This is a genomic window from Micromonospora sp. NPDC000207 (genome assembly GCF_040300925.1).
Taxonomy (GTDB): domain Bacteria; phylum Actinomycetota; class Actinomycetes; order Mycobacteriales; family Micromonosporaceae; genus Micromonospora.
Map to the genome: position 1 here is coordinate 1 of NZ_JBEPEQ010000046.1, position 22826 is coordinate 22826.

Genomic DNA, 22826 nt, shown 5'->3' on the forward strand with positions numbered 1-22826 from the left:
ACCCATCCACCTCAGTGCGCCTACCGCGACGACGAGGACGCCCGGGCGGGCGGCCGGGGACGTCCTCGGCCGGGTGAGCGCCGACGGGACGCAGCTGACCAGCGCCTGGCCGTCCTGGCTGTCCCCGCTGGGCTGGGGCACCCAGATCCGCCCCTACGGGGACGTCCGCTGGTGGGTGCTGCTGCTCCCGCTGGGGTTGCTGCTGGTGGCGGTCGCCCTCGCGTACCGGCTCACCGACCGGCGGGACCTCGGTGCCGGACTGTTCGCCGCCCGGCCCGGTCCGGCGTCGGCGTCGCCCCGGATGCTCAGCCCGTTCGGGCTGGCCTGGCGTCTGCAACGCGGCACGCTGGTCGGCTGGACGGTGGGGGTCGCCCTGCTGGCGGTCGCGATGGGTGTGGTCGGCGACGAGATCGACGCCATGGTGGCCGACAACGACGCCGCCGCCGAGCTGGTCACCCGCTTCGGCGGCGGTCCGGCCCTGGTCGACGCGTACCTGTCGGCGCTGCTGGGGATCTTCGCGCTGGTCGTCGGCGCGTACGTGGTGCAGGCGCTGCTGCGGGTCCGCACCGAGGAGACCGACGGCATCCTGGAGGCGGTCCTGGCCACCTCCGTCGACAGGCGTACCTGGCTCGGCGGGCACCTGCTCGCCACGGTGCTCGGCGTCACCGTGCTGATCCTGGTCGCCGGGGCCGGCACCGGATTCGGGTACGGCCTGGCCGTCGGTGACGTCGCGGGTCGGACCCTGGAGGTGACAGGTGCCGCACTGGTCCGGCTGCCCGCCCTGCTGGTCCTGGCCGGGGTGGTGCTGGCCCTGGTCGGGCTGGCCCCCCGCTGGTCGGTCCCGCTGTCCTGGTCGGCGCTGCTGGTGTTCCTGCTGATCGGGCAGCTCGGGGCGGTGCTGGACCTGCCGCAGCCGGTGCTCGACCTGTCCCCGTTCACCCACGTGCCGGCGGCCCCCGCCGTGGACGTGACGGCACCGCCCCTGGTGGCGCTGACAGCGCTCGCGGTGCTGCTGGTCGGGGCCGGTCTGGTCGGCTACCGCCGTCGGGACCTGCACACCTGAGTCAACGCGGGCGTACGGGCTGGTCGAGGATCGCGCTGAACCGCTCCTCGGCCAGGTCGAGCTGGTCGAAGATGTGCTGCTTCACCGGGGCGGAGAGCGGGGTGTCCGGCCGGGCCACCAGTTCCCGCAGGATCGGCACCAGCGGGCGGTACTTCGCCGCCCACCCGGCGACCCGGGGACCCACCGCGTGGATCACCCCGACCCCGTTGTCGGTGAAGTCGGACACCTTGATCACCCGGGCCCACGGTTCGTCGTCAAGGCTCGTCGCGACGTGCTCGCGGTACTGGCTGTCGCGGTCGCGGTCCGGGTCGTACAACGGGTTGGTCACCGCCGCGACCAGCCGGGCGACCCGGGCCCCGAACCGCCCGGCCAACACCTCGATGGCGGCGGCGCGGGCCTGGGCCTCGGCGGCGACCAGGGGATCCGCCGGAACCCCCGCGTCACCACCGGCCCCGACTGCGGTGGCACCGGCACCACCGGCCGGGTCGGTGCAGACCCGGTGGTCACCTGCCAACTCCGCCGGATGGTCCTCCACCGCGTCGTGCAGCAGCCCGGCGACGATCACGTCGACGTCCCGGACCTGGTAGTGGTGCATCAGCCGGATGCTCACCCGCAACAGGTGGTTCAGGTACGGCTCGCGGACCCGCCGGTCGTCGCGGTGCAGGTCGGCCGCGAGATCCAGCGCCTCGGTCAGCCGCCGACGGGCCGACGCGTCGAACGCCTCCACCTCCAACCCGAACCTCGCCCGGAGGCCGGGCTCACCGTGGATCTCGGTGATCGCGTGCATCGGCATGGAGGCCAGATACGGCGGGAAGTCCATGCGTCACTTATAGCGGATCTTCCCCCGGCCCGGGGGGACCCGTCGGCCAACCGACGTCGGCGGACTCACCGCTGCACCGGATAGTCGGAGACGGTCAGCGGCCCTGTCGACAGGGACCCGTCGGCCCGGGGCACCCCCAGTCGGCGGCTGTCGTGCAGGAACGACACCAGGTCCACGTCGGTCCGGGCGGTCAGGGTGCAGACGATCTGACCGAAGGCGAGCATCTCGTCGGTACGCCCGGTGCCGACCTGTCCGTTCGACACGTCCACCAGCGCCTCCCGACCGGTCACCCGTATCCCGGTGATCCGACTCACCCCGACCAGCGCGGTGGTCAGACCCGCCTCCCGGTCGGTGCTCGTCGGGCCGGCCTCCAGCAGCCGCAGCTGCTCGTCGGGAGTCGACGGGGCAGTCACCCGTCGGTCCACCCGGATCAGCGCGTCGTCGCGGACGAAGCAGAGCGCCACGGTGAGCTGACCGGAGGGCTCGACCGCCGGGGTGGTCACCACCGGATGCGGGCCCCCCGGCGGCTCGATGGCCCGGGGGCTGTCCTCGGCGGAGACCCCGCACCCGGCGACCGCGCAGAGGACGACCGCCACCAACCGGACTCGGCGCTGCGGGACGAACCGACCGCCTCGGCGGCGGCGAGGTGCCGGGCTCGGGCGGTCGACGCCGCCGGGGACGCTCACTGCGGGCTCGCCGGCAGGTGGATCTGGAACCGGGCCCCGCCGCCGGGCCGGTCGGTGACGTCGACCCGTCCGCCGTGGGCGGCGGCGTGCTGAGCGACGAGGGCCAGTCCCAGGCCGGTGCCGTCGCCTGCGCCCCGGACGTGGGCGGCCCGGCCCCGGACGAACCTGTCGAAGATCACCTCGCGGTCCTCCGCCCGGATGCCCGGCCCCTCGTCCTCGACTGTCAGCAGGTGCCCGTCCGGTTCGCTGCCGACCCGGACGGCACACGGCCCGCCGCCGTGCCGCAGGGCGTTCTCCACCAGGTTGGACAGCAGCTGGGTGACCCGCCGCCGGTCCACCTCCCAGACCCGCGCGGCACCCTCCTCGGCGACCACCACCTCCGGGGAGACCTGGTGGGTCCGGCACACCTGCCGGGCCAGGTCCACCATGTCCACCGGGGAGCGTTCCGCCGGCTGGTCACTGCGGGCCAGCTCGATCAGATCGTTTACCAGCGCCTGGAACCGGGCCACCTCGGCGTTGACCAGGTCCACAGCGACCGCCGTCCGCTGGTCGAGCCGGTCCCGGCGGCGGGCCAGGACACTCGCCGCCGCCTCCAGGGTCTGCAACGGCGAACGCAGCTCGTGACTGACGTCGGCGGCGAACCGCCGGTCCCGCTGCATCCGGGCGGAGAGCTGGTCGACCATGCCGTTGAAGCTGGTGGTGAGCCGGGCCAGGTCCGGCTCGTCGGTCGGGTCGAGCCGAGCCGTCAGGTTGCCGTCGGTGATCTCCTGGGCGGCGTCGGTGACGCGCCGCAGTGGTCGCAGCACGTACCCGGTGGCGTGCCGGCCCAGCGAGGCGGCGGCGACGGCGGTGCTCAGCGCCACCAGGGTCAGCACGATCGCCAGCACCCGCAGGGTGTTCTGCAACTCGACCAGGGAGTCCACCTCGTAGAAGGTGGTGCCGGGGGCGAGGGGGACCCCGACGACCAGGGCCGGCTGCCCGCCGGCCCTGACCCGCTGCACCACCGGCTGACCGGACTGGGCGAGCTGCTGCAACGCCGCCGGGATCGAGTCGGTGATCCCGGCGTCCAGGTTGCGGGCGTACCACTCGCCGTCGAGGTGCAGCATCGCCCGCCGGTTCCCCCCGGTGTCCAGGGACCGGAGGATCTCCAGGATGTCCGGCCGGTCGGCCGCGAGACCCGCCTGGACCACAGTCGCGTCCAGGTACGCCGCCCGCACCGCAGTCCGCTCCCGCTCGGCCAGCAGCGAACTCCGGGTCACCTGGTAGCTGACCAGGGCGATCGCCGTGGACAGGGCCAACGCCCCGGCGGTGAACCCGGCCGTCACCCGGGTACGCAGCCCGGCCCGGCGCATCGCCGCCCGACGGACCACGGCGCCCCGGCTCATCGCTGCAACTTGTAGCCGAGACCCCGGACGGTCAGCAGGTACCGGGGTCGGGCCGTGTCGTGCTCGATCTTCTGCCGCAGCCGCCCCACGTGGACGTCGACCAGCCGCTCGTCGCCGACAGTGTGGTCCCAGACCCGTTGCAGCAACTGCTGCCGGGACAGGATCCGTCCCGGATGCTGGGCCAGTTCGCAGAGCAGCCGGAACTCGGTACGGGTCAGGGCCACCGGCTCCCCGTGCAGCCGTACCTCCCCACCGTCGGGGACGATCTCCAACGCGCCGAAGACCAGGGTCGCCATGGTGACCTCCGGGTCGAGGGTCCGGCCCCGGCGGCGCAGCGCCCGCAGCCGGGCCGACAGCTCCTTGATCGCCACCGGTTTGACCAGGTAGTCGTCGGCTCCGGCCTCCAGCGCGGCGACGATGTCGTGGGTGTCGTCACGGGCGCTGACCACGACGATCGGCACCCCGTCGTGTCGGCGTAGCTGCCGGATGCACTCGAACCCGTCCACACCGGGCAGCATCAGGTCGACGAGCACGGTGTCCGCCGGGCGGCTGCGCTGTTCCACCAGCCCCTCCTCGGCGGTGGCGACCCCCCGTGCCTCGTACCCCTCGTCCTCCAGGGCGAGGACCAACGACAGGCGGATCCGGTCATCGTCCTCGATCACCAGCACTCCGGTCATGCAGGCCATCATCCAAGTTGCCGATGGCCAGGCCAAATCCACCCCCGTACCGTACGAATGGGGTGGTTGTCATGGAACCGTCACATTGTCGCGTGACCGTTGCCACATGCCTGCCGCAAGCTCGGCGCAGCCGACGAGGGAGTCCAACGTGGGAGGTGGCGATGAACGGCAGGGTGGAGACCAGCGCCCTCCGTCCGGCCCAGCCTCCCGCCACCGAGTTGGTCGAGGTGGCGCTCACCGAGCCACTGGACCGGGTCGCGGTCGCCGAACTCGGCGACGTGCTCGACCGGGTGCTCGCCCTCCGGCCGGCCCGACTGGTCATCGACCTGACCGACTGTGCCCACGTCGACGCGGCCGGGATCTCCCTGCTGCTCGACGCGCACCGGCGGATGTGGTCGCTGAGCGGTCGGCTGATCCTGCGTGGTCCGTCCCCACGGCTGCGCCGACTGTTCCACGTCGCCCGGGTGGACCAGGTCCTGCACGTCGTCGCGGCCCCGCCGAGGGCCGGGACGCGCGCCGTCGCGGACCCCGGGGCGGCGGGTTCCCCAGCGGAGCGCCAGGGTTGACAACGACCGGCGGTGCTGCGCGACACGTGTTCGTCGGGGGCGGTACCGACGTGGACCGCTCCCGCCCGGCATCGACAGTCCACCCCTGCCGGTGGACGCCAGGCATCACGGGAGGTGCCAGATGACCGTCGTCCCCGGCCTACGGCCGGGCACCGTGCAGCTCATCTGTGACGGCTGCGGTGACACCCGGACCGAGTTCACCAGTCAACTGCGGGAGCCCGACCTGGTCTGGCCGGTGATCGCCGAGCACGCGTGGAGCGGCTCGGCGTTCGCCATCGGGCCGCACCGGTGCCCGCGCTGCCCCACCGGGCCGCTCGACGTACCCTCCGGTCTCGCACCACCCGGGCCCGCCGAACCCGGCACCACCGCCCGGGACGCCTGGCACGCGACGGTCGACCGACTCCCCGACGCGGTGCTGGTCCGCCCCAGCGGCGACATCGACCTGGCGGTGGCCGAGCCGCTGCGTCGGGCGCTGGCCGAGGCGGTGACGCTCGGCGCGCCGATAGTGCTCGACCTGTCCCACGTCGAGCTGATCGACTCCACCGGTCTCGGCATCCTGGTCCGGGCGCACAACGACGCCCGCCAGCACGGCCTCACGCTCTGCCTGGTCGCACCGTCGCGTTTCGTGCTGACGGTCCTGCACACCATGCGGCTGGCCGGTGTCTTCCTCACCTTCGACGAGCGACACCAGGCGTTGACCTGCCTGGCCGCCGCCCGCGCGGACTGACCCACGCACCGACGGCGGGACCGCACCGTCCCGCATCGGTGCGGTGGCGACCGGCGCCGCGACGTACCGCCCCACCCGGGAACGCACCGTCCCGGGTGTCCCGGCGCGTCGCCCGGCCCCCGGTCCGCCGCCACCGGCGCACCGGGCCGACCCCTGCGGGTCGGCCCGGTGCGCCACGCACCCCCACCGGTCACGGCGACGGCGCGCCGGAGCGTGGTCGGTAAATCAGAACGGCAACCTGTCCGCCCCGGCCAGCGCCGGAACCGTCGACGCCACCAGCGGGGCGGGCAGGACCGGCCCGGCGCGCAGCGTCGGCGTCCAGCCGGCGTCCGGGTTCAGGTCCGGGTCGAAGCGATCGTTGTACGCCCCCACCAGGTCCACCGGCCGGGGCAGGGAACCGCTCTCCCGGACCCAGTTGCCCCGGGTGGTGACGGCGGTGCCGCCCCAGTCGTAGAGCAGGTCGGCGGCGGTGATCCCGGCGCCGAGGACGAAGTAGTTGTCCTGCGCGTACACCGCCGACTGGACCCCGACGCCGATCGCGTACTCGAAACCGTCACCGGAGAGCCGGTAGTGGTTGTTGTAGAGGTCGACCTGTCCGAACCGGACCCTGGGCAGCCGCTGGAACACCCCGTCGAAGACGTTGTGGTGCAACGTCACCTTCAACCTGCCGACGTCCGGGCCGACGGTGTTGGAGGAGCCGATCAGCATGACCTTGTCCCGGCCGACGAAGCGGTTGTACGAGGCGGTCACCAGGCTGGCGGTGTGGGTGATGTCGAGCGACCCGTCGTGCACCTGGTACGGCCGTCCGAAGTGGATCGGTTGACCGCTGTCCGGGTTGTCGCCGTCGGTGAAGGTGTTCCGGTCGATCCACACGTTCTCGCTACGGCGTACCGAGACCTGGTCGTACTGGGAGTTCCAGTTGCCTGCCTCGCCGTCGGTGGGGGACCAGGCGGGGAAGCAGTCCCGGGCGTCGTCGAAGGTGACGTTGCGGACGATGACGTTGTCAGCCGAGTCGATCATCAGGGTGAGCCCGGTGAGGGTCGCCCCCCGCAGGCCGACGATCGTGGTGTTCGGGCCGACGTTGATCTGGGTGTGTCGGGTCTGGTTGGTCACCGACCTGACCCGGGCCGCCTCCAGGGGGCCACTGGGTGCCACCCGCCCCCACACCGCCGGGTCGTACGCGGCCAGGTACCCGGCGAGGGTGTACCCCGGGTCGGCCAGGTCGGCGCAGTCGAGCAGGGTCCCGTCCGGGCCCTCGAACCCGTCGACCACCCCGTCGACGTAGATCAGCTTCGGGGTGTCGTCGGTGCGGTTGGTGGCGTTGTCACCCCCCAGGGCGGCGACGAGGTCGGCCCGGCTGCGGACCACGTGCACCTGATCGGCTGCGGCGGTCGAACCGCCGGTGGTGCCCGGTCCGGCGGCTGCCCAGCCGTCGGTGGCGGCGAGGGACTGACGGCCGACGAGCCGGGCGGCGAGGGGCAGACCCCGCTCTGCCGGGGCGGTGGCCCGCAGGTCAACGGTGGCCGCCTCCGGGGCGTCGTCGGCGGCCTGCGGTCGGGCGGCCGCGGCCGGTGCGGAACTGGACAGGAGAAGGACGGCGGCCACGGCCGCGCTGGTGATGGTTCGACGCATGGGCACTCTCCGAGCCGAGACGGACAAGGGGTGGTGGTCGGGGATCAACAGGGCGGGCGCTCCTCCTCTCCCTGGTCCAGGCGCACCACGTGCGGGGTGCCCGCCCACGGCACCGCCAGTTCCGACAGCAGCCGCCCGCCCTCGGCCGCCGCCCGCAACACCGCGTTGACCCCCCGGATGGTCACCACCCGTTCGGCGTCGGCCCCGGTGACGACCAGCCGTTCCCCGTCGACGAGGGTCGGCTCCGGGGCGGCGGTGACCACCTCCAGCACCGTGGTGAACGGCGCGGTACGCGCCAGCGGGGCGATCAGCGGGACCCGGGGGTCGGCGCGGTGGTCGAGCAGGTTCGCCAGCAGTCCCCGCCGACCCGGCACCGTGCGCGGGGCCGGGTCGCCGGGCAACAGCAACTGGTCGGTCGGGTACTCCAGGACCGCCCGCCCGGCGGTCCCGGTGACGATCACCTCACCCCGGACGAGGTCCTCCCCGGCCAACGTCACCGCCGCCACGATCGGCGGGCCGACGGTCGGCACCACCCGGAGGGTGGCGGTGTCGTCCACCTCGATCGGGCGGACCCGGTAGCGCTCCACCTCGATCCGGGCCGGGACGACCGGGCTCCCGGTGACCCCCTCGGTTACCGCCAGGCACTGCATCACCGCGTGGGCGAGGGGGTTGGCCAGGGCGCCGTCGAGCACCGGCCGCCCGTCGAGGGTGCGCCGTCCGGCCCACGGGGCCCTGGCGTAGTAGCCGTCGGAACGCTGCCAGCAGGCCACGGTGGCGACCCCGGTGACAGTACCCACCCGGCCGCCGACCACCGCCTCGGTCAGCTCGGCCAGGGCGGCCGACCCCAGCGCCTGGAACCCCACCTGACAGGCCCGGCCGGACCGCTGCACCGCCTCGGCCAGCACCCGGTGCTCGGCCAGCGAGAGCACCGGGGGCTTCTCCAACAGCAGGTCGGCGCCGGTGGCCAGCACGTCCAGGGCGATCGGCAGATGGGTGTGCGGCGGGGTGCAGACCACCACCACCTCCGGGCGTACCCGGTCCAGCATCTCCCGGTGGTCGGTGGTGGTCAGAGCGTCGTCGGGCACCGCCGCGTCCGGCTCGTCCTCGATCGGGTGCAGGTCCACCAGGCCCACCAACCGGACCCGGCCCTCGGCCTGCAATCCGGCCACGACCCGCCGGTGCCACCGGCCGTGCCCGTTCGCCCCGACCAGCGCCACCCGGACCGTCACGTCGTACCCGCCACGGTCGCTGCGACACCGTGCCGACCCAGGGCGGTCAGCCAGTCGGCGACGTCGGCCCGGAACTCGTCGTCGGCGGCCACCTCGGCCGGGAAGACCTCGTCCAGGGCGAACACCGCGTCCACGGTGGCCGTCGGGGTGCCCGCCCCGCCCAGGGCGGCCCGGATCCGGTCGGCGAGCGGGTCGTCCAGCGGCAGGGCCGTACCGTCGTCGGCCCGACCTGCGGCGAACCGCAGCCAGGCCGCCACGACCAGCGCCGTCAACCGCGCCGACCGGCCTGCGGCCCGCAGATCCACCACCGTGTGCAGTATCCGCTGCGGCAGCTTCTGCGAGCCGTCCATGGCGACCTGGAGCGTACGGTGCCGGATCGCCGGGTTGGCGAACCGGGAGAGCACCTCGTCGCCGTACCCGGCGACCGAGACCCCGTCCGGCGGGGTGAAGCTGACAGCGATCTCCTCGGCGACCAGCCGACGCAGCACCGTCGTCAGGTGCGGCATGGCCAGCGCGTCGGCGATGGTGGCGTAACCGGCCAGCGCACCGAGGTAGGCGATGGCCGAGTGCACCCCGTTGAGGGACCGCAGCTTCAACCGTTCCCACGCCCCGGCGTCGGTGGTGAGCACCGCCCCGGCCCGCTCCCAGGCCGGTCTCCCACCGGGGAAGTCGTCCTCGACCACCCACTGCCGGTACGGCTCGGCGCAGACCGCCGCCAGGTCCCCGACCCCGAGGGTCCGCTGCGCGGTGGCCAGGGTCTCCGGGGTGCTCGCCGGGACGATCCGGTCGACCATCGTGCCGGGGAAGGTGACACCCGTCGACACCCAGTCCAGGACGTCGTCGGGCATCCGTGCCTGCCGCAGCGCCTGCTCCACGAGGCCGCGCAACCGGGCCCCGTTGGCAGGCAGGTTGTCGCAGCTGACCAGGGCCACCGGACCGGCGTCGGCCTTCGCCCGGGCGGCCAGCCCGCGCAGGAGCAGCCCCGGGACGGTCCGGGGTGGCCGGTCGGTGGACAGATCGGCGGCGACCTCCGGGTCGGCCCGCAGCCTCCCGGTCACCGGGTCGAGTTGGTACGCCTTCTCCGTCACCGTCAGGGTGACCACCCGTACGGCCGGGTCGGCGAGCAGGCCGACCACCGCCTGCGGTTCACCGGCGGCGTGCCGTACCCCGGCCAGCGCCCCGACCACCCGGGTGGTGCTGCCCTCCCCGGAGAGGGTGGTCACACTGAACAGGCAGTCCTGCTCGGCGAGGGGGTCGATGACGCTGCGGCTGCGCGGGGCGACCCCGACGATGCCCCAGTCCCCACCGGCGACCCCGATCGCCTCCTCGGTGTAGACCGCCTGGTGGGCCCGGTGGAACGCGCCGAGCCCCAGGTGGACGATGCCGACCCCGACGGAGCCCGGACGGACCAGCGGTCGGCTCTCCGCCGGCACCCGGTGCAGCGTGTCCAGGCCGAGACGGGACACTGAGTCGCTCACCGCCATACCGGGCCGTCCGGGAACCGGTACTGGGCGATCGACTCCGGCTTCATCGTGGTGCTGTAACCGGGTCGGGTGGGCACCAGGTACCGCCCATCCCGGGTCCGGACCGGGTCGACGAAGTGCTCGTGGAGGTGGTCGACGTACTCGACCATCCGGCCGTCCAGGCTGGTGCCCACCCGCAGGTAGTCGAAGATCGCCAGGTGCTGGACGTACTCGCAGAGCCCGACGCCGCCGGAGTGCGGGCAGATCGGCACCCCGAACTTGGCCGCCATCACGATCTCCGACAGCACCTCGTTGACCCCGCCGACCCGGCAGGCGTCGATCTGCATCACCCCGATCGCCTCGGCCTGGAGCAGCTGCTTGAAGATGACCCGGTTGGCCGCCACCTCACCGGTGGCCACCCGGCACCGTCCCCCGGTCAGCTCGGTGACGGCGCGGGCGATGCGGGCGTGCCCGAGGATGTCGTCGGCGTGCGTCGGCTCCTCGATCCAGTACGGGTCCGCCTCGGCCAGGGCCGCCATGTTCGAGATCGCCTCGTCGACGTCCCACACCTGGTTGGCGTCCATCATCAGCAGGGCGTCCGGGCCGATCTCGTCCCGGATGATCCGGGCCCGGCGTACGTCGTCGTCGAGCGGGCCGCCGACCTTCATCTTCATCGCCCGCCACCCCTGGGCGTACGCCTCGCGGGTCAACGCCCGGACCTTGTCGTCGGGGTAGCCGAGCCACCCCACCGAGGTGGTGTACGACGGGAACCCGTCGCGTTCCAGCAGGGCCAGCCGGTCGGCCAGCCCGTCACGGCCCTTGTCCAGGATCGCGGCGGCCTCGTCGGGGGTGAGGGCGTCGGTGATGTGGTGGAAGTCGATGCTGGCGACCAGCTCCTCGGTGGGGGCCTCGGCGAGGAACCGCCACAGCGGCTTGTCGGCCAGCTTGGCCCGCAGGTCCCACACGGCGTTGACGATCGCGCCGGTGGCCATGTGGATGACCCCCTTCTCCGGGCCCAGCCAGCGCAGCTGCACGTCCGCGCTGAGCGACCGCCAGAACGCCACCGGCTCGGCGGCGATCTCCTCGACGGTGCGGCCCCGGACGTGGTGGGCCAGCGCCTCCACGGCGGCGCAGGTGATCTCGTTGCCCCGGCCGTTGGTGAAGGTGAACCCGGCCCCGGTCGGCCCGGCGTCGGTGGTCAGCTCCACGTAGGTCGCCGAGTAGTCGCCCTTGTTGACGGCGTCGGAGCCGTCGCCGGCCGCCGCGGTGGGGAACCGGACGTCGTGGACGTCGACGGAGGTGATGGTGACTGTCACAGGGGGGACTCTCCGATCTTGAAGACCTTCCGGGGCAGCCGGTACGCCAGGTCGACGATGGTCTCGGCCGCCTCGTCCTCGCCGAGGCGGTGCTCGGCGACGAGCCGGGCGAGGAACCCCGCGTCGACGCGGCGGGCCACGTCGTGGCGGACCGGGATGGAGCAGAACGCGCGGGTGTCGTCGACGAACCCGGCGGTGTTGTAGAACCCTGCGGTCTCGGTGACCGACTCCCGGAACCGGCGCAGCACCTCCGGGGAGTCCAGGAACCACCAGGGCGCCCCGAGGTAGAGCGCGGCGTACCCGCCGGCCAGGGGAGCCAGTTCCCGGGTGAAGGTGTACTCGTCGAGGGTGTAGACCACCACCCGGAGCCGGGAGTCGTTGCCGTAGGCGTCGAGCAGCGGGGTGAGCGCGTGCAGGTACTCGGTGGCCTGCGGGATGTCCCCGCCGACGTCCCGGCCGTGGCGGGCGTACAGCCACCGGTTGTGGTTGCGGACCGAGCCGGGGTGCAGCTGCATCACCAGCCCGTCGTCCAGCGACATCCGGGCGAACTCCACGAGCATGTGCGCCCGGAACGCCTCGGCGTCGGCGGCGTCGGCCTCGCCCCGGCGACCCCTGTCGTACAGCTGCGTCGCCTCGGCCTCGCTCAGGGCCAGCGTGCGGGCGGTCGGGTGGCCGTGGTCCGAGGAGGTGGCCCCGGCGGCTACGAACGCCTCCCGGCGTCGGCGCAGCGCCAGCAGGAACCCCTGGTAGGTGCCGGTGTCCTCGCCGGAGACCTCGGCGAGCCGGTCCACGTTGGCGGCCCACCCGTCGAACTCCATGTCGACAACGTTGTCCGGCCGGAAGGTGGTGATCACCCGTCCGCCCGGCCCGCCCCAGCCGTCGGCGGCGAGCTTGGCGTGTCGGCCCAGGTCGTCGAGGGGCGACTCGGTGGTGGCCAGTACCTCGATGCCGAACCGCTCGAACAGCGCCCGGGGTCGGAACTCCGGTTCGCCCAGGCGGGCGGCGAGGGCGTCGTACACCTCGTCGGCGGTGGCCGGGGAGAGCGGGGTGTGCACCCCGAAGACGTCCCGGAAGGTCTGCTCCAGCCACAGCCGGGAGGGGGTGCCCCGGAACAGGTGCCAGTGCTGGGCGAAGAGCCGCCAGATCGTCCGGCCGTCGGTCTCCGCCGGGCTGCCGTCGACTGTCGGCACGCCGAGGCGCGACGGTGGCACGCCCTGGCTGAGCAGCATCCGGGTGAGGTAGTGGTCGGGGACGATGAGCAGCTGCGCCGGGTCCGGGAACGGCCGGTCCTCGGCCAGCAGGGCCGGGTCGACGTGGCCGTGCGGGGAGATGATCGGCTGCTCGGCCGCGAGGGCGTGCAACCGCCGGGCCAGCGTACGGAGGCCGGGGTCGGCGGGGAGCAGCAGATCTGATCGGGGGTCGGGCACGGGTGGGGCTCCTTGACGTGAATCAGCGGAGGGTGAGCAGGTCGGCGACCCGGACGGCCTGACCGGTCTCGAAGGACCGGTTGGCGGCCAGGCCGGTGAGCAGGGCGAGGGCACCGTCGCGGGCGGTGGCGGCCCGGCCCAGCGGGTCGGTCTCCCCACCGAAGAGCACCGCCGTCATCCGGGCGTCGGCACCGCCGTGTCCCTCCCGGGTGTAGCCGGCGACCTCGATCGACCGGGGTGGTTCCCAGTACGGACGCAGGGTCAACGTCGCCGACCCGCCCTCGGCGGCGGCCTCGGTGCCGTGCAGGGCGGCGCCCTTGAGCGCCCCGGCGGCGGCCGGGCTGACGAACTCGCTCTCCACCACCTCCAGTTCCAGCCGGCCCCGGCTGCCGTTGACCATGACCCGGTAGCCCTCCCAGGGGGCGTACGCGGTCAGGTGGTAGGTCATCGTGGCACCGGTGGAGTACGTGGCCAGCACCGCCATGTCGTCCTCGATGGTCACCCCGGGGGCGAAGACGTTGCGGTCGCGGTGGTAGCCGTCCTCGCCCTCGGCGTCGAGGTAGAGCTCGCGCAGCCGGGGATGGTCGGCCATCCGCAGGGCGAACGGGTCGTCGGTGGCGGCGGGGGAGCCGTGGACCCGCTCGTAGTCGCGGGCGTAGCCGTGGCGTCGACCGTGTTCGCCGTAGAAGAACAGCCGGCCCGACGCGTACACCTGGACCGGGGTGGCCGCCAGCCACCAGTTGACCAGGTCGAAGTGGTGGCTGGCCTTGTGGACCATCAGCCCGCCGGAGTTGGCCTTGTCCCGGTGCCAGCGCCGGAAGTAGTCAGCGCCGTGCCGGATGTCGAGCAGCCACTCGAAGTGCACCGAGCCGACCTCGCCGACCGCGCCGTCGGCGATCAGCCGCCGGACCTGCTCGTGCAAAGGGTTGTACCGGTAGTTGAAGGCCACCGAGACCTTCCGGCCGGTCTCCGCCACCGCGTCCAGGATCCGCTGGCAGCGGGGGGCGTCGACGGTCATCGGCTTCTCGGTGACCACGTCGCACCCGGCGCGCAGGGCGGCGGTGATGTACTCGTCGTGGGTGACGTCGGTGGTGGTCACCAGCACCACGTCGACCCGTTCCCGCCGCAGCATGACGGCGAAGTCGGCGGCGGGGTACGTGGGCACGGCCGGATGGCCCAGCTCGCCGAGCCACCTGTTGTGTGCGTCCATCCTCGCCTGGTTGACGTCGGCGAACGCGACCAGCTCAGTGGTGGCGGCGTGCGTGCCGACCAGGGCTCGGACGAACATCTCGGCACGGGCACCGGTGCCGACCACCGCGTACCGCACCCGCCCCTGGTTGATCGTTGACATCCCGACGGCCTCCCAGTGGTCCTGCAAAGGTTTGCAGTGAAGTAATCATGTTCGATTGGTTGGCGTCAACGATGTGGCCGAATCCTGCAACCTTTGCCCGCTTTTAGCGGCTTAAGTGGTCATGGTGGGAGCGTCACCGAAATCTATCTGTAACCATCCACCGTTGACACTGGAGCAACCGTTTGCATTAATTGGCGGCACTTGAGTGACCGCAACCACACCGGACGGAAGGAGTCACCGTGCCAGTCACCATCCGCGACGTCGCACGCGCCTCCGGTGTCCACATCTCCACTGTGTCCCGGACCTTCTCCGCCCCGCACCTGGTCAACCCGGAGACCCGGGTCCGGGTGCTGGCCTGCGCGGAGGACCTGGGCTACCGCCCCAACCGGGCGGCCCGCGCCCTGATCACCGGGCGGACCCACAACATCGGGCTGATCATCGCCGACATCGCCAACCCGTTCTTCCCACCCTTGATCAAGGCGGCCGAGAGCCAGGCGCGCAGCCGGGACTACCACGTCTTCGTCGCCGACACCAACGAGGACCCGTCGGCCGAGGAGGAGTTGGTCCACGCCCTGGCCAAGCAGGTCGACGGCGTGCTGCTGTGCAGCCCCCGGATGAGCAACAGCCTCATCGAGCAACTCAGCCGAGAAGTGCCCCTGGTGGTGATAAACCGCCAGGTCGCCGGCCTGCCCTGCGTGATGATGGACGTGGGACAGGGTGCCCGGTCGGCAGTGGAGCACCTGGTCGGCCTCGGCCACCGGCGGATCGGCCTGCTCGGCGGGCCCCGGGGGTCCTGGACCAACCGGGAGATCCGCCGTACCGCCGGGGCGGCGGCCCGCTCCGGCGGCGCGGAGCTGACCCTGATCGGCCCCAACCCGCCCACCGTCGCCGGTGGCGGCGCCCAGGCCGAACACGTCCGGCGCAGCGGCGTCACCGCCGTACTCGCCTACAACGACCTGATGGCGATCGGACTCATCGAGGGGCTCGACGCCCTCGGGGTCCGGGTCCCGCAGGACGTCAGCGTCGTCGGTATCGACGACATCGCCCTCAGCCGGCTCACCCGGCCCAAGTTGACGACGGTGGCCACCCCGACGGGAGCCGCCGGCCGTTCGGCCGTCGACATGTTGCTGCAACAGGACCCCGAGGCCCCGCGACGGGGCAACGGACGGAGTACGGCAACCGGCGACCGACGTACCACCGCCCAGTTAATGCTCCAGACCGAACTGGTCATCCGCGACTCGACCGGGCCGGTACTGCGGTCCGGCCGCCCCCGAACCGGTGCCGCGACCGACGGCCCGGGCCCGCATGGCCCTGCGGACCCGGGCTACCCGGCCGCGACCCCCGGTGAGGTAGTCGCCTCCTCAGCCAAGGAGTGAGCGCTCATGCACCCCGCAACGTCCCCCACCTCCGGTGTCTCCGCCGAGCAGGCACACCGTACCCCCCTTCCCCGACGTCGACTCCTGCGCCGCTTCGTCGCCGCCGCGGTGGCCGTACCACTGCTGCTCGGCGGTGCGGTCGCCTGCGGCAGCGACGACGAGGCCGGCTCCGACGGCAAGGTCGAACTCTCCATCTTCTGGTGGGGTGGCGACGCCCGTAACCAGCTCACCCAGCAGGCCCTGGAGCTGTACACCAAGAAGAACCCGGACGTCACCTTCAAGACGACCTGGCAGGCCAACCAGGGCTACTTCGACAAGCTGGCCACCCTGACCGCCGGGGGCAACCCGCCGGACATCTTCCAGATCGACGACAACTTCCTCGCCGAGTACGCCTCCCGTAACACCACCCTCGACCTCAACGAGTACAAGGACGGCGGCAAGCTCGACGTCTCCAAGTTCCCGGAGAGCCTCTGGCAGTACGGCGTCGTCGACGGCAAGCTCGCCGGTCTCGCGGCCGGGGAGAACACCCAGGGTCTGGTCTACAACAGGACCCTGCTGACCGAGAACGGCCTGCCCGAGCCGACCACCGGGCAGAGCTGGGAGGAGCACGTCGCCTGGGCCGAGCAGGTCAGCAAGAAGACCAAGGTCCCCGGCACCATGGACCCCAGCGCCGACTACAAGGCGTTCTGGGTGTGGCTGCGTCAGCAGGGCAAGGACCTGTACTCCGGCAACGACCTCGGCTTCACCGCCGAGGACGTCACCAGGTGGTTCGAGCTGTGGAAGGGCGCCCGGGACCGGGGGGCCACCCCGACCGCCGACGTGATCCACGAGGGCAACGCCACCGACATCACCAAGCAGCTCGTGGTCACCGGTAAGGCCGGCACCTCCTGGGTCTGGGTCAACCAGATGCCGGAGCTGAAGAAGAACACCAACGACGAACTCGGGGTGGTCGCCTACCCCGGTGACCCGAGCGCCCAGTGGGCCCGGGCCTCCATGTACTGGTCGGTCTTCCGGGGCGGCAAGCACAAGGACGTGGCTGTGGACGTGCTGAACTTCCTGGTCAACGATCCGGAGGCGGTCAAGCTCCTGGGCACCGACCGGGGTCTGCCCTCCAACCTCGACCTGCGTCGGGCGGTCAGCGCGGAGATCGACGACCCGGCGATGAAGCAGTCCATCGAGGTGGAGACCAAGCTAGCCGAGACCTTCGGCGCCTCCCCGCAGGTGCCGATCAAGGGCCACAGCAAGGTACGCGCCGAACTGATCAAGGCCGCCGAGGAGGCCCAGTACGGCCGACTCACCCCGGCCCAGGCGGCCGAGCAGTTCTTCACCGCCTGCAAGTCCGCGATCGCCTGACCTGAGTTCGGAGAGGAGCCGGCTCGTGGCCCTGACCACGGCGCCCGGTCCGACCCGACGTGGCGACGGTTCCGTCCGGCCCCCCGCTGCGCGCGGGGCCGGACGGAACCGGCACGGCGAAGGTCTGGCCGGATACGTTTTCCTGTCGCCCTGGCTGCTCGGCCTGATGGCCGTCACGGCGATCCCCATGCTGCTGTCGCTGTACCTCAGCTTCACCAACTACGACATCCTGACCCCACTGTCCGAGGTCGAGTGGGTGGGGCTGGCCAACTACGAGCGGATGTTCACCAGCGATCCGGCGTACTGGCACGCGGTGCAGGTGACGCTGAGGTTCGCGTTGATCGCCGTACCGCTGAAGTTGGCCGCCGCCCTCGGCGTGGCGCTGCTGCTCAACCGGGCCTGGCGCGGGGTGGGGCTGTTCCGCAGCCTGTTCTACCTGCCCTCGCTGCTCGGTGGCAGCGTGGCGTTGGCCATCGTCTGGGTCAACATGTTCAACCGGGACGGGGCCTTCAACTCCTTCCTCGCCCTCTTCGGCATCGAGGGCAAGCCCTGGGTCAACGACCCGGACTGGGCGTTGGAGACCCTGATGGTCCTGGCCATCTGGCAGTTCGGTGCCCCCATGGTCATCTTCCTGGCCGGGCTGAAGCAGGTCCCCGTCGAGCTGTACGAGGCCGCGTCGGTCGACGGGGCCAGCAGGGTCAGCCAGTTCTGGCACGTGACCCTGCCGATGCTCTCCCCAGTGATCTTCTTCAACCTGGTGCTGGAGACGATCAACGGATTCCAGGGCTTCACCGCCGCCTTCGTCCTCAGCAACGGCACCGGCGGCCCGGTCGACTCCACCCTGATGTACACCCTCAACCTCTACATCTCCGGCTTCACCGACCTGGAGATGGGCTACGCCTCGGCGATGGCCTGGGTCTTCCTGCTCGCGATCGCGCTGATCACGGCGATCTTCTTCAGCACCGGACGGTTCTGGGTGCACTATTCGGACGGGGAGCGGTGATGGTGGCGACAACCCCCACGGCGGCCCGCAGTACGCGGCGCAGGCCGGGCAGCGGCCGACAGCTCCTGCGCCTGGCCATCCTCGTCGGCATCGTCGGGGTGGTGCTGTACCCGTTGATCTGGATGGTCGGCACCTCCTTCAAGTCGCAGGCGGAGATCGTCAACAACATCGGCCTGCTGCCGGAGGTCTTCACCCCCGGCAACTACACCAGCGGGTGGACGAACTTCGACTTCAGCTTCGGCCGGTTCTTCCTCAACAGCGCGATGGTCAGCCTGCTGACAGTCGTCGGCAACGCGGTCTCCTGCCTGCTGGCCGCGTACGCCTTCGCCCGGCTGAGGTTCCGGCTGCGCGGGATGTGGTTCACCCTGATGATCGGCACCCTGCTGCTGCCCGGACACGTGCTGATCATCCCGCAGTACATCCTGTTCCGCAGTCTGGGTCTGGTCGGCGGGGACTGGCCGTACCTGCCGTTGCTGATCCCGCAGTTCCTGGCCACCGAGGCGTTCTTCATCTTCCTGATGGTGCAGTTCATGCGGGGCATCCCGCGTGAACTCGACGAGGCCGCCAAGATCGACGGGGCCACCGCGTTCGGCATCTTCCGGCACGTCATCCTGCCGCTGAGCCGTCCGGCGCTGGTCACCACAGCGATCTTCTCGTTCATCTGGACCTGGAACGACTTCTTCCGTCAGCTGGTGTTCCTCTCCGAGTTGCAGGACTACACCGTGCCGGTGGCGTTGACCCTGTTCATCGACTCCACCAGCGCCAGCGCCGTCGGACCGATGTTCGCCATGTCGGTGCTGTCGCTACTGCCCGTCTTCCTGTTCTTCCTGGCCTTCCAACGGCTGCTCGTCGAGGGCATCAACACCAGCGGGCTCAAGGGGTGAGCGGGGTGGGCGCGACAGCGACAGGGGTCGACGGCCTGGACATCGAACCGGCAGTGGCGACCCGTGACTGGCGCGACGTCCTCCGGGACGCCACCGACCTCGCTCTGGTCGGGGCCGCTGTGGTGCTGGCCTCGCTGCCGGTGTTCACCGCCGGGGCGGCTGTCGGCACGGCCAGCGCCGCCGTCCACGACTGGGCCGAGACCGGCAGCTGGCCGTCCGCGCGGCGCACACTGGGCCGCTTCGGTCGGGCGGCGCTGCCCGGGGCGGCGGTCATCGCGCTCACCCTCCTGGTCGTCGGGATCCTCGTCGCCGACCTGCTGGCCCTGGCGGCCGGCCGGGTCCCCGGCGGGACCCCCGCCCTGCTGGTCACCGTCGCCGCGACGCTGGCCCTGGCCGGTCACGCCGCACTCGTCGTGGTCGAGGTGGGCCGCAGCGGGGGTGTCGGATGGCGCTCGGCGGCCCGCAGCGCCGCCCGGACCTGCCTGGCCCGGCCCGGCACCTGGGCGGCGTTGGCCGGGGTCGCCCTCCTCACCGGCCTGTTGACCCTGATGATCCACCCGGTGGCTGTCGTCCTGCTGGCCGGATACGCGATCGCCGCCCTGCACGCGGTGGCCCGCCGGACGGCGGGCCGGAAGGAGACCACGTGACCGAGGACCCCCGTCTGCTCGTCGACGACGTACCGGTGGCCACGTACGTCCTCGCCCCGGACCTGGACGCCCGGCACGGCCCCCGGCCGTACCTGCACCCGGTCCGGACCCTCGCCGGTACGCCGGTCACCGACGTGCTCCCCGCCGACCACGTCTGGCACCTCGGCGCCTCCCTGGCCGTGCAGGACGTCGACGGGACCAACCTCTGGGGCGGGCGGACCTACGTCAGGGACACCGGCTACACCTGGCGGGACGACCACGGCAGGATCGTCCACACCGACTGGATGGACCGGACCCCCGACCGGTTGGCACACCGACTCCGGTGGTGCGACAGGGACGGCGGGGTGCTGCTGACCGAGGAACGTCGGCTCGCCGCGACGCGGGTCGACGGGGACCCGGCGGCGTGGCGGCTGGAGCTCGACTACACCCTCACCGCCCCGGCCGCCCGGGACGTGCACCTGGGCAGCCCGGCGACGAACGGTCGCCCCGGCGGGGCCGGGTACGGCGGGTTCTTCTGGCGTGCCGCCCCGACCGGCGACGCGGTGACCTTCACCGCCGAGGCCGAGGGGGAGGAGACAGTCAACGGCAGCGACGCCCCCTGGTTGGCCTTCGGCGGCACCGGGCCGGGTGGTGGCGCGTACACACTGGTCTTCACCGGCCTGGGGGAGGGCGACAGGTGGTTCGTCCGGACCGCCATGTACCCGGGGGTCTGCGTGGCCTTCGCCTTCGACAGCCCGGCGACGGTGCCGGCGGAGACCCACCGGACCGGTCGACACCGGGTCACCGTCGTCGACGGACTGATCGACAGGGACCGGGCGGCGGCCCTGGCCGCCCGGGACCGGTGACCCGTGTCCCCGACCCCGCCGCCGTCCCGCCCGGCGCTCCGACACCTGCCGCCGTCCCGCCCGGGGGTTCCGACCCTGGTGACGCCGTGATCGGCGGACCCGGGGCCGGTGGCGGTCGTCCGGCCCTGCGGACCGGACCCGAGGTGGTGACCGTCGGGGAGACCATGGTGGTGCTCGCCCCCGACCCGGTGGGTCCCCTGGACGCGGCCGACCGGGTGTCGCTCGGCGTCGGGGGAGCCGAGTCCAACGTCGCGATGGGGTTGTCCCGGCTCGGGCACCGCGCCGCGTGGCTGAGCCGGGTCGGCGACGACCCGTTCGGTCGGATGGTCGTCGGACGGATCGCCGCCGCCGGAGTCGACGTCGACCTGGTCGCCGTCGACCCGACGGCCCCGACCGGCCTGTACGCCAAGGATCCCGGTCGCGACGCGACAGCTGTCCACTACTACCGTCGCGGCTCGGCTGCCACCCGGCTCGACCCGGCGGTGCTCGACGACCCCCGGCTGGCCGGGGTCCGGCTGGTGCACCTGTCCGGGATCACCGCGGCGCTCTCGTCGAGCTGTCTCGCCCTCGTCGAGCGGGCCGTCGACGACCGCCCGGTGCCCGGCGCGACGGTCAGCTTCGACGTCAACCACCGACCCCGGCTCTGGTCGGCCGGGCGGGCCGCCGAGGTGTTACGCCGCCTCGCCGACGCCGCCGACGTCGTCCTGGTCGGACTGGACGAGGCGCGGACCCTGTGGGGGGTGACCGACCCCGAGGCGGTCCGGGCCCTCCTGCCCGGCCCGACGACAGTCGTCGTCAAGGACGCTGCGGTGGGGGCCACCGCGCTGCCCCGCGCCGGGGCGGCGACCTTCGTCCCGGCGCTGCGGGTGCCGGTGGTGGAACCGGTCGGGGCCGGGGACGCCTTCGCCGCCGGTTACCTCGGTGGGGTGCTCCGTGGCCTGGAGCCCCGGGCGGCGTTGCGCCTGGGACACCTCTGCGCCGCCCGGACCCTGATGGTGGCCGGGGACACCGCGCCACCGCCGCCGTGGGACCGGTGCGCCGAACTCGTCGGCCTCGCCGATCCGCTCTGGTCGTCGCTGGACCCGGCCGCTGTCGGCCCGCCGCGCGCGGTCGGAGTGCGGGCACCGGGCTCGCCGGGCTGAGACCGGGGGTGGGTGATGGTCCGGGTCGGATCAGGGGGAGGGGTCGGATCAGGGGGAGGGGGCGGCACCCACGCTGTCCCGGAGCACGAGCGTGGCCGGGAGGACCTCCACCCTGGGCTGGGCGCAGGCCGGGCCGAGGGCCAGGGTCATCGCCCGGGCACCCAGGTCGACCAGGGGAAGCCGGACGGTGGTCAGCGCCGGGGTGACGTCGGCGGCGATCGGCATGTCGTCGAAGCCGGCCAGGGAGATCCGCTCGGGCACTGCCACCCCCCGCCGGCGCAGGACCGACAGCGCGCCGACGGCCATCGAGTCGTTCAACGCGACGATGGCCGTCAGGTCCGGTACCGCGTCGAGCAGCTGCTCGGCCGCCCGGGCCCCGCCGTCGCGGTCGAACCCCTCGTAGCGGATCCGGTCGTCGTGCAACGGGCAGCCGTGCTCGGCCAGGGCCCGACGCAGGCCGCCCAACCGGTCGGTGGTGGTGGTCAGGACCCGGGGACCGGCGATCACCCCTACCCGGCGGTGCCCCAACCGGACCAGCTCCTCGCCGAGCAGCCGGGCACCGGTCTCGTTGGCCGGCATCACCGCGTCACCGGCGTGGTCGTGTCGCCCGATGACCGCCACCCGCCCACCGGTCGCCTCGTACGCCGCGAGTTTCTCGTTGAGCCGTTCGGTGAAGGTGTCGTCGTGGTATCCGGAGCCCGCCAGGATCAGCGCGGCGACCTGCTGGGCGCGCAGGAGTTCGACGTACTCCAACTCCCGGTCCGGGTCCCGGTAGCTGTTGCAGATGATCAGCAGCCGTCCGCGTTCGGTGGCCACCCGTTGCAGGCCCCGGGTCACCTCGGCGAAGTACGGGTCGGAGACGTCGTGGACGATCACCCCGACGACGCTGCGGTGCGGCCGGGCCAGCAGCTGGGCGTGGGCGTTCGGCACGTACCGGAGGTCGGCGACGGCGCGCAGGACCCGTTCGCGCAGCTCCTCGGCGACCGGTTTGCTGCTGCCGTTGATGACCCGCGACGCGGTGGCGGGGGAGACCCCTGCGCGGCGGGCGACGTCGGCGAGCGTCGCCATGGTGACCCCCGAAACCTGATCCCGGTCGCGCCGCCCGCGACCGAGGAGCAGGTTACCGCAGAGCGGTCCGTCCGATCACACCCCGCGATCGGCCCGGTGCCGGGTGGCCCCTTGCCGGGCGGCGGGGCGGCATCTAGTCTCGCCAGGAAAGCGCTTACCTGAGGTG

General features: G+C 72.5%; 21 protein-coding genes. 10 read left to right on the top strand and 11 right to left on the bottom strand.

The features are described from left to right. Window positions 1–1063, top strand: a 1063-nt coding sequence (locus ABT336_RS13760) for an ABC transporter permease (RefSeq protein WP_502891177.1), incomplete at its 5' end; no start/stop codon positions are given. 1 nt (window position 1064) lies between these two features. Here ABT336_RS13760 and ABT336_RS13765 read toward each other — a convergent pair. From ABT336_RS13765 to ABT336_RS13780, 4 genes are all read right to left on the bottom strand, one after another. Continuing rightward, complete coding sequence (locus tag ABT336_RS13765) at window positions 1065–1883, bottom strand: phosphohydrolase (protein WP_350896905.1); 819 nt, start codon at window positions 1881–1883, stop codon at window positions 1065–1067. A 65-nt stretch (window positions 1884–1948) separates the two neighbouring features. Beyond that, window positions 1949–2482: a GerMN domain-containing protein gene (locus ABT336_RS13770; protein WP_350896940.1), complete on the bottom strand. Its 534-nt coding sequence runs from the start codon at window positions 2480–2482 to the stop codon at window positions 1949–1951. Window positions 2483–2565: 83 nt separating this feature from the next. Beyond that, window positions 2566–3921 carry a sensor histidine kinase gene (locus ABT336_RS13775; protein WP_350896941.1) on the bottom strand — a complete coding sequence of 452 codons (1356 nt, stop codon included), beginning with the start codon at window positions 3919–3921 and terminating at the stop codon, window positions 2566–2568. 29 nt (window positions 3922–3950) lie between these two features. Continuing rightward, window positions 3951–4631, bottom strand: a complete 681-nt coding sequence (locus ABT336_RS13780) for a response regulator transcription factor (RefSeq protein WP_350896906.1) — start codon at window positions 4629–4631, stop codon at window positions 3951–3953. A 161-nt stretch (window positions 4632–4792) separates the two neighbouring features. Between ABT336_RS13780 and ABT336_RS13785 the strand changes: the two genes are divergently transcribed. After that, window positions 4793–5197 (top strand): STAS domain-containing protein, encoded by a 405-nt coding sequence (locus ABT336_RS13785; protein WP_350896907.1) that lies wholly within the window; start codon window positions 4793–4795, stop codon window positions 5195–5197. A gap of 121 nt (window positions 5198–5318) precedes the next feature. Further along, complete coding sequence (locus tag ABT336_RS13790) at window positions 5319–5924, top strand: STAS domain-containing protein (protein WP_350896908.1); 606 nt, start codon at window positions 5319–5321, stop codon at window positions 5922–5924. A 225-nt stretch (window positions 5925–6149) separates the two neighbouring features. Here the strand turns inward: ABT336_RS13790 and ABT336_RS13795 are convergent, their stop codons facing one another. From ABT336_RS13795 to ABT336_RS13820, 6 genes are read right to left on the bottom strand one after another with little or no spacing between them, the layout of a single operon-like run. Continuing rightward, window positions 6150–7556, bottom strand: a complete 1407-nt coding sequence (locus tag ABT336_RS13795; protein WP_350896909.1) for a pectate lyase family protein — start codon at window positions 7554–7556, stop codon at window positions 6150–6152. Between the two features lie 44 nt (window positions 7557–7600). Then, a complete protein-coding gene (locus ABT336_RS13800) occupies window positions 7601–8785 on the bottom strand; it encodes a Gfo/Idh/MocA family protein (RefSeq protein WP_350896910.1) in 1185 nt (394 codons plus the stop codon). Then, a complete protein-coding gene (locus tag ABT336_RS13805) occupies window positions 8782–10269 on the bottom strand; it encodes a mannitol dehydrogenase family protein (RefSeq protein ID WP_350896911.1) in 1488 nt (495 codons plus the stop codon). Before ABT336_RS13805 ends, ABT336_RS13800 begins: the two co-directional genes overlap by 4 nt. Further along, a complete protein-coding gene (locus ABT336_RS13810) occupies window positions 10260–11564 on the bottom strand; it encodes an enolase C-terminal domain-like protein (RefSeq protein WP_350896912.1) in 1305 nt (434 codons plus the stop codon). The genes ABT336_RS13805 and ABT336_RS13810 overlap by 10 nt, the downstream gene beginning before the upstream one ends. Further along, complete coding sequence (uxaC, locus tag ABT336_RS13815) at window positions 11561–12991, bottom strand: glucuronate isomerase (protein WP_350896913.1); 1431 nt, start codon at window positions 12989–12991, stop codon at window positions 11561–11563. Before uxaC ends, ABT336_RS13810 begins: the two co-directional genes overlap by 4 nt. Window positions 12992–13013: 22 nt before the next feature. Then, on the bottom strand, window positions 13014–14342 hold the full coding sequence (locus ABT336_RS13820; protein WP_350896914.1) for a Gfo/Idh/MocA family protein: 1329 nt from the start codon (window positions 14340–14342) through the stop codon (window positions 13014–13016). 239 nt (window positions 14343–14581) lie between these two features. Between ABT336_RS13820 and ABT336_RS13825 the strand changes: the two genes are divergently transcribed. The 7 genes from ABT336_RS13825 to ABT336_RS13855 all read left to right on the top strand — a co-directional run bounded on the left by ABT336_RS13825 (window position 14582) and on the right by ABT336_RS13855 (window position 21592). Further along, window positions 14582–15718 carry a LacI family DNA-binding transcriptional regulator gene (locus tag ABT336_RS13825; protein WP_350896915.1) on the top strand — a complete coding sequence of 379 codons (1137 nt, stop codon included), beginning with the start codon at window positions 14582–14584 and terminating at the stop codon, window positions 15716–15718. A gap of 6 nt (window positions 15719–15724) precedes the next feature. Then, window positions 15725–17071, top strand: a complete 1347-nt coding sequence (locus tag ABT336_RS13830; protein ID WP_350896916.1) for an ABC transporter substrate-binding protein — start codon at window positions 15725–15727, stop codon at window positions 17069–17071. Window positions 17072–17096: 25 nt separating this feature from the next. Further along, complete coding sequence (locus ABT336_RS13835) at window positions 17097–18074, top strand: carbohydrate ABC transporter permease (RefSeq protein ID WP_350896917.1); 978 nt, start codon at window positions 17097–17099, stop codon at window positions 18072–18074. Then, entirely contained in the window at window positions 18074–18958 is an 885-nt protein-coding gene (locus ABT336_RS13840) for a carbohydrate ABC transporter permease (protein ID WP_350896918.1), read from the top strand. Before ABT336_RS13835 ends, ABT336_RS13840 begins: the two co-directional genes overlap by 1 nt. A 5-nt stretch (window positions 18959–18963) precedes the next feature. Then, window positions 18964–19605, top strand: coding sequence for a hypothetical protein (locus ABT336_RS13845; RefSeq protein WP_350896919.1), 642 nt, complete (start codon window positions 18964–18966; stop codon window positions 19603–19605). Further along, window positions 19602–20450, top strand: a complete 849-nt coding sequence (locus ABT336_RS13850) for a DUF6807 domain-containing protein (protein WP_350896920.1) — start codon at window positions 19602–19604, stop codon at window positions 20448–20450. Before ABT336_RS13845 ends, ABT336_RS13850 begins: the two co-directional genes overlap by 4 nt. Window positions 20451–20536: 86 nt before the next feature. Beyond that, entirely contained in the window at window positions 20537–21592 is a 1056-nt protein-coding gene (locus ABT336_RS13855) for a sugar kinase (protein WP_350896921.1), read from the top strand. A gap of 48 nt (window positions 21593–21640) precedes the next feature. On the opposite strand, the gene ABT336_RS13860 is transcribed toward ABT336_RS13855, so the two are convergent. Next, a complete protein-coding gene (locus tag ABT336_RS13860) occupies window positions 21641–22660 on the bottom strand; it encodes a LacI family DNA-binding transcriptional regulator (RefSeq protein WP_350896922.1) in 1020 nt (339 codons plus the stop codon). Window positions 22661–22826: the final 166 nt, after the last annotated feature.

Coding starts and splice junctions, on each gene's coding strand:
- ABT336_RS13765 (WP_350896905.1), bottom strand. CDS start 1,883: ATGGACTTCCCGCCGTATCTGGCCTCCATGCCGATGCACGCGATCACC.
- ABT336_RS13775 (WP_350896941.1), bottom strand. CDS start 3,921: ATGCGCCGGGCCGGGCTGCGTACCCGGGTGACGGCCGGGTTCACCGCC.
- ABT336_RS13780 (WP_350896906.1), bottom strand. CDS start 4,631: ATGACCGGAGTGCTGGTGATCGAGGACGATGACCGGATCCGCCTGTCG.
- ABT336_RS13785 (WP_350896907.1), top strand. CDS start 4,793: ATGAACGGCAGGGTGGAGACCAGCGCCCTCCGTCCGGCCCAGCCTCCC.
- ABT336_RS13790 (WP_350896908.1), top strand. CDS start 5,319: ATGACCGTCGTCCCCGGCCTACGGCCGGGCACCGTGCAGCTCATCTGT.
- ABT336_RS13795 (WP_350896909.1), bottom strand. CDS start 7,556: ATGCGTCGAACCATCACCAGCGCGGCCGTGGCCGCCGTCCTTCTCCTG.
- ABT336_RS13805 (WP_350896911.1), bottom strand. CDS start 10,269: ATGGCGGTGAGCGACTCAGTGTCCCGTCTCGGCCTGGACACGCTGCAC.
- ABT336_RS13820 (WP_350896914.1), bottom strand. CDS start 14,342: ATGTCAACGATCAACCAGGGGCGGGTGCGGTACGCGGTGGTCGGCACC.
- ABT336_RS13830 (WP_350896916.1), top strand. CDS start 15,725: ATGCACCCCGCAACGTCCCCCACCTCCGGTGTCTCCGCCGAGCAGGCA.
- ABT336_RS13840 (WP_350896918.1), top strand. CDS start 18,074: ATGGTGGCGACAACCCCCACGGCGGCCCGCAGTACGCGGCGCAGGCCG.
- ABT336_RS13860 (WP_350896922.1), bottom strand. CDS start 22,660: ATGGCGACGCTCGCCGACGTCGCCCGCCGCGCAGGGGTCTCCCCCGCC.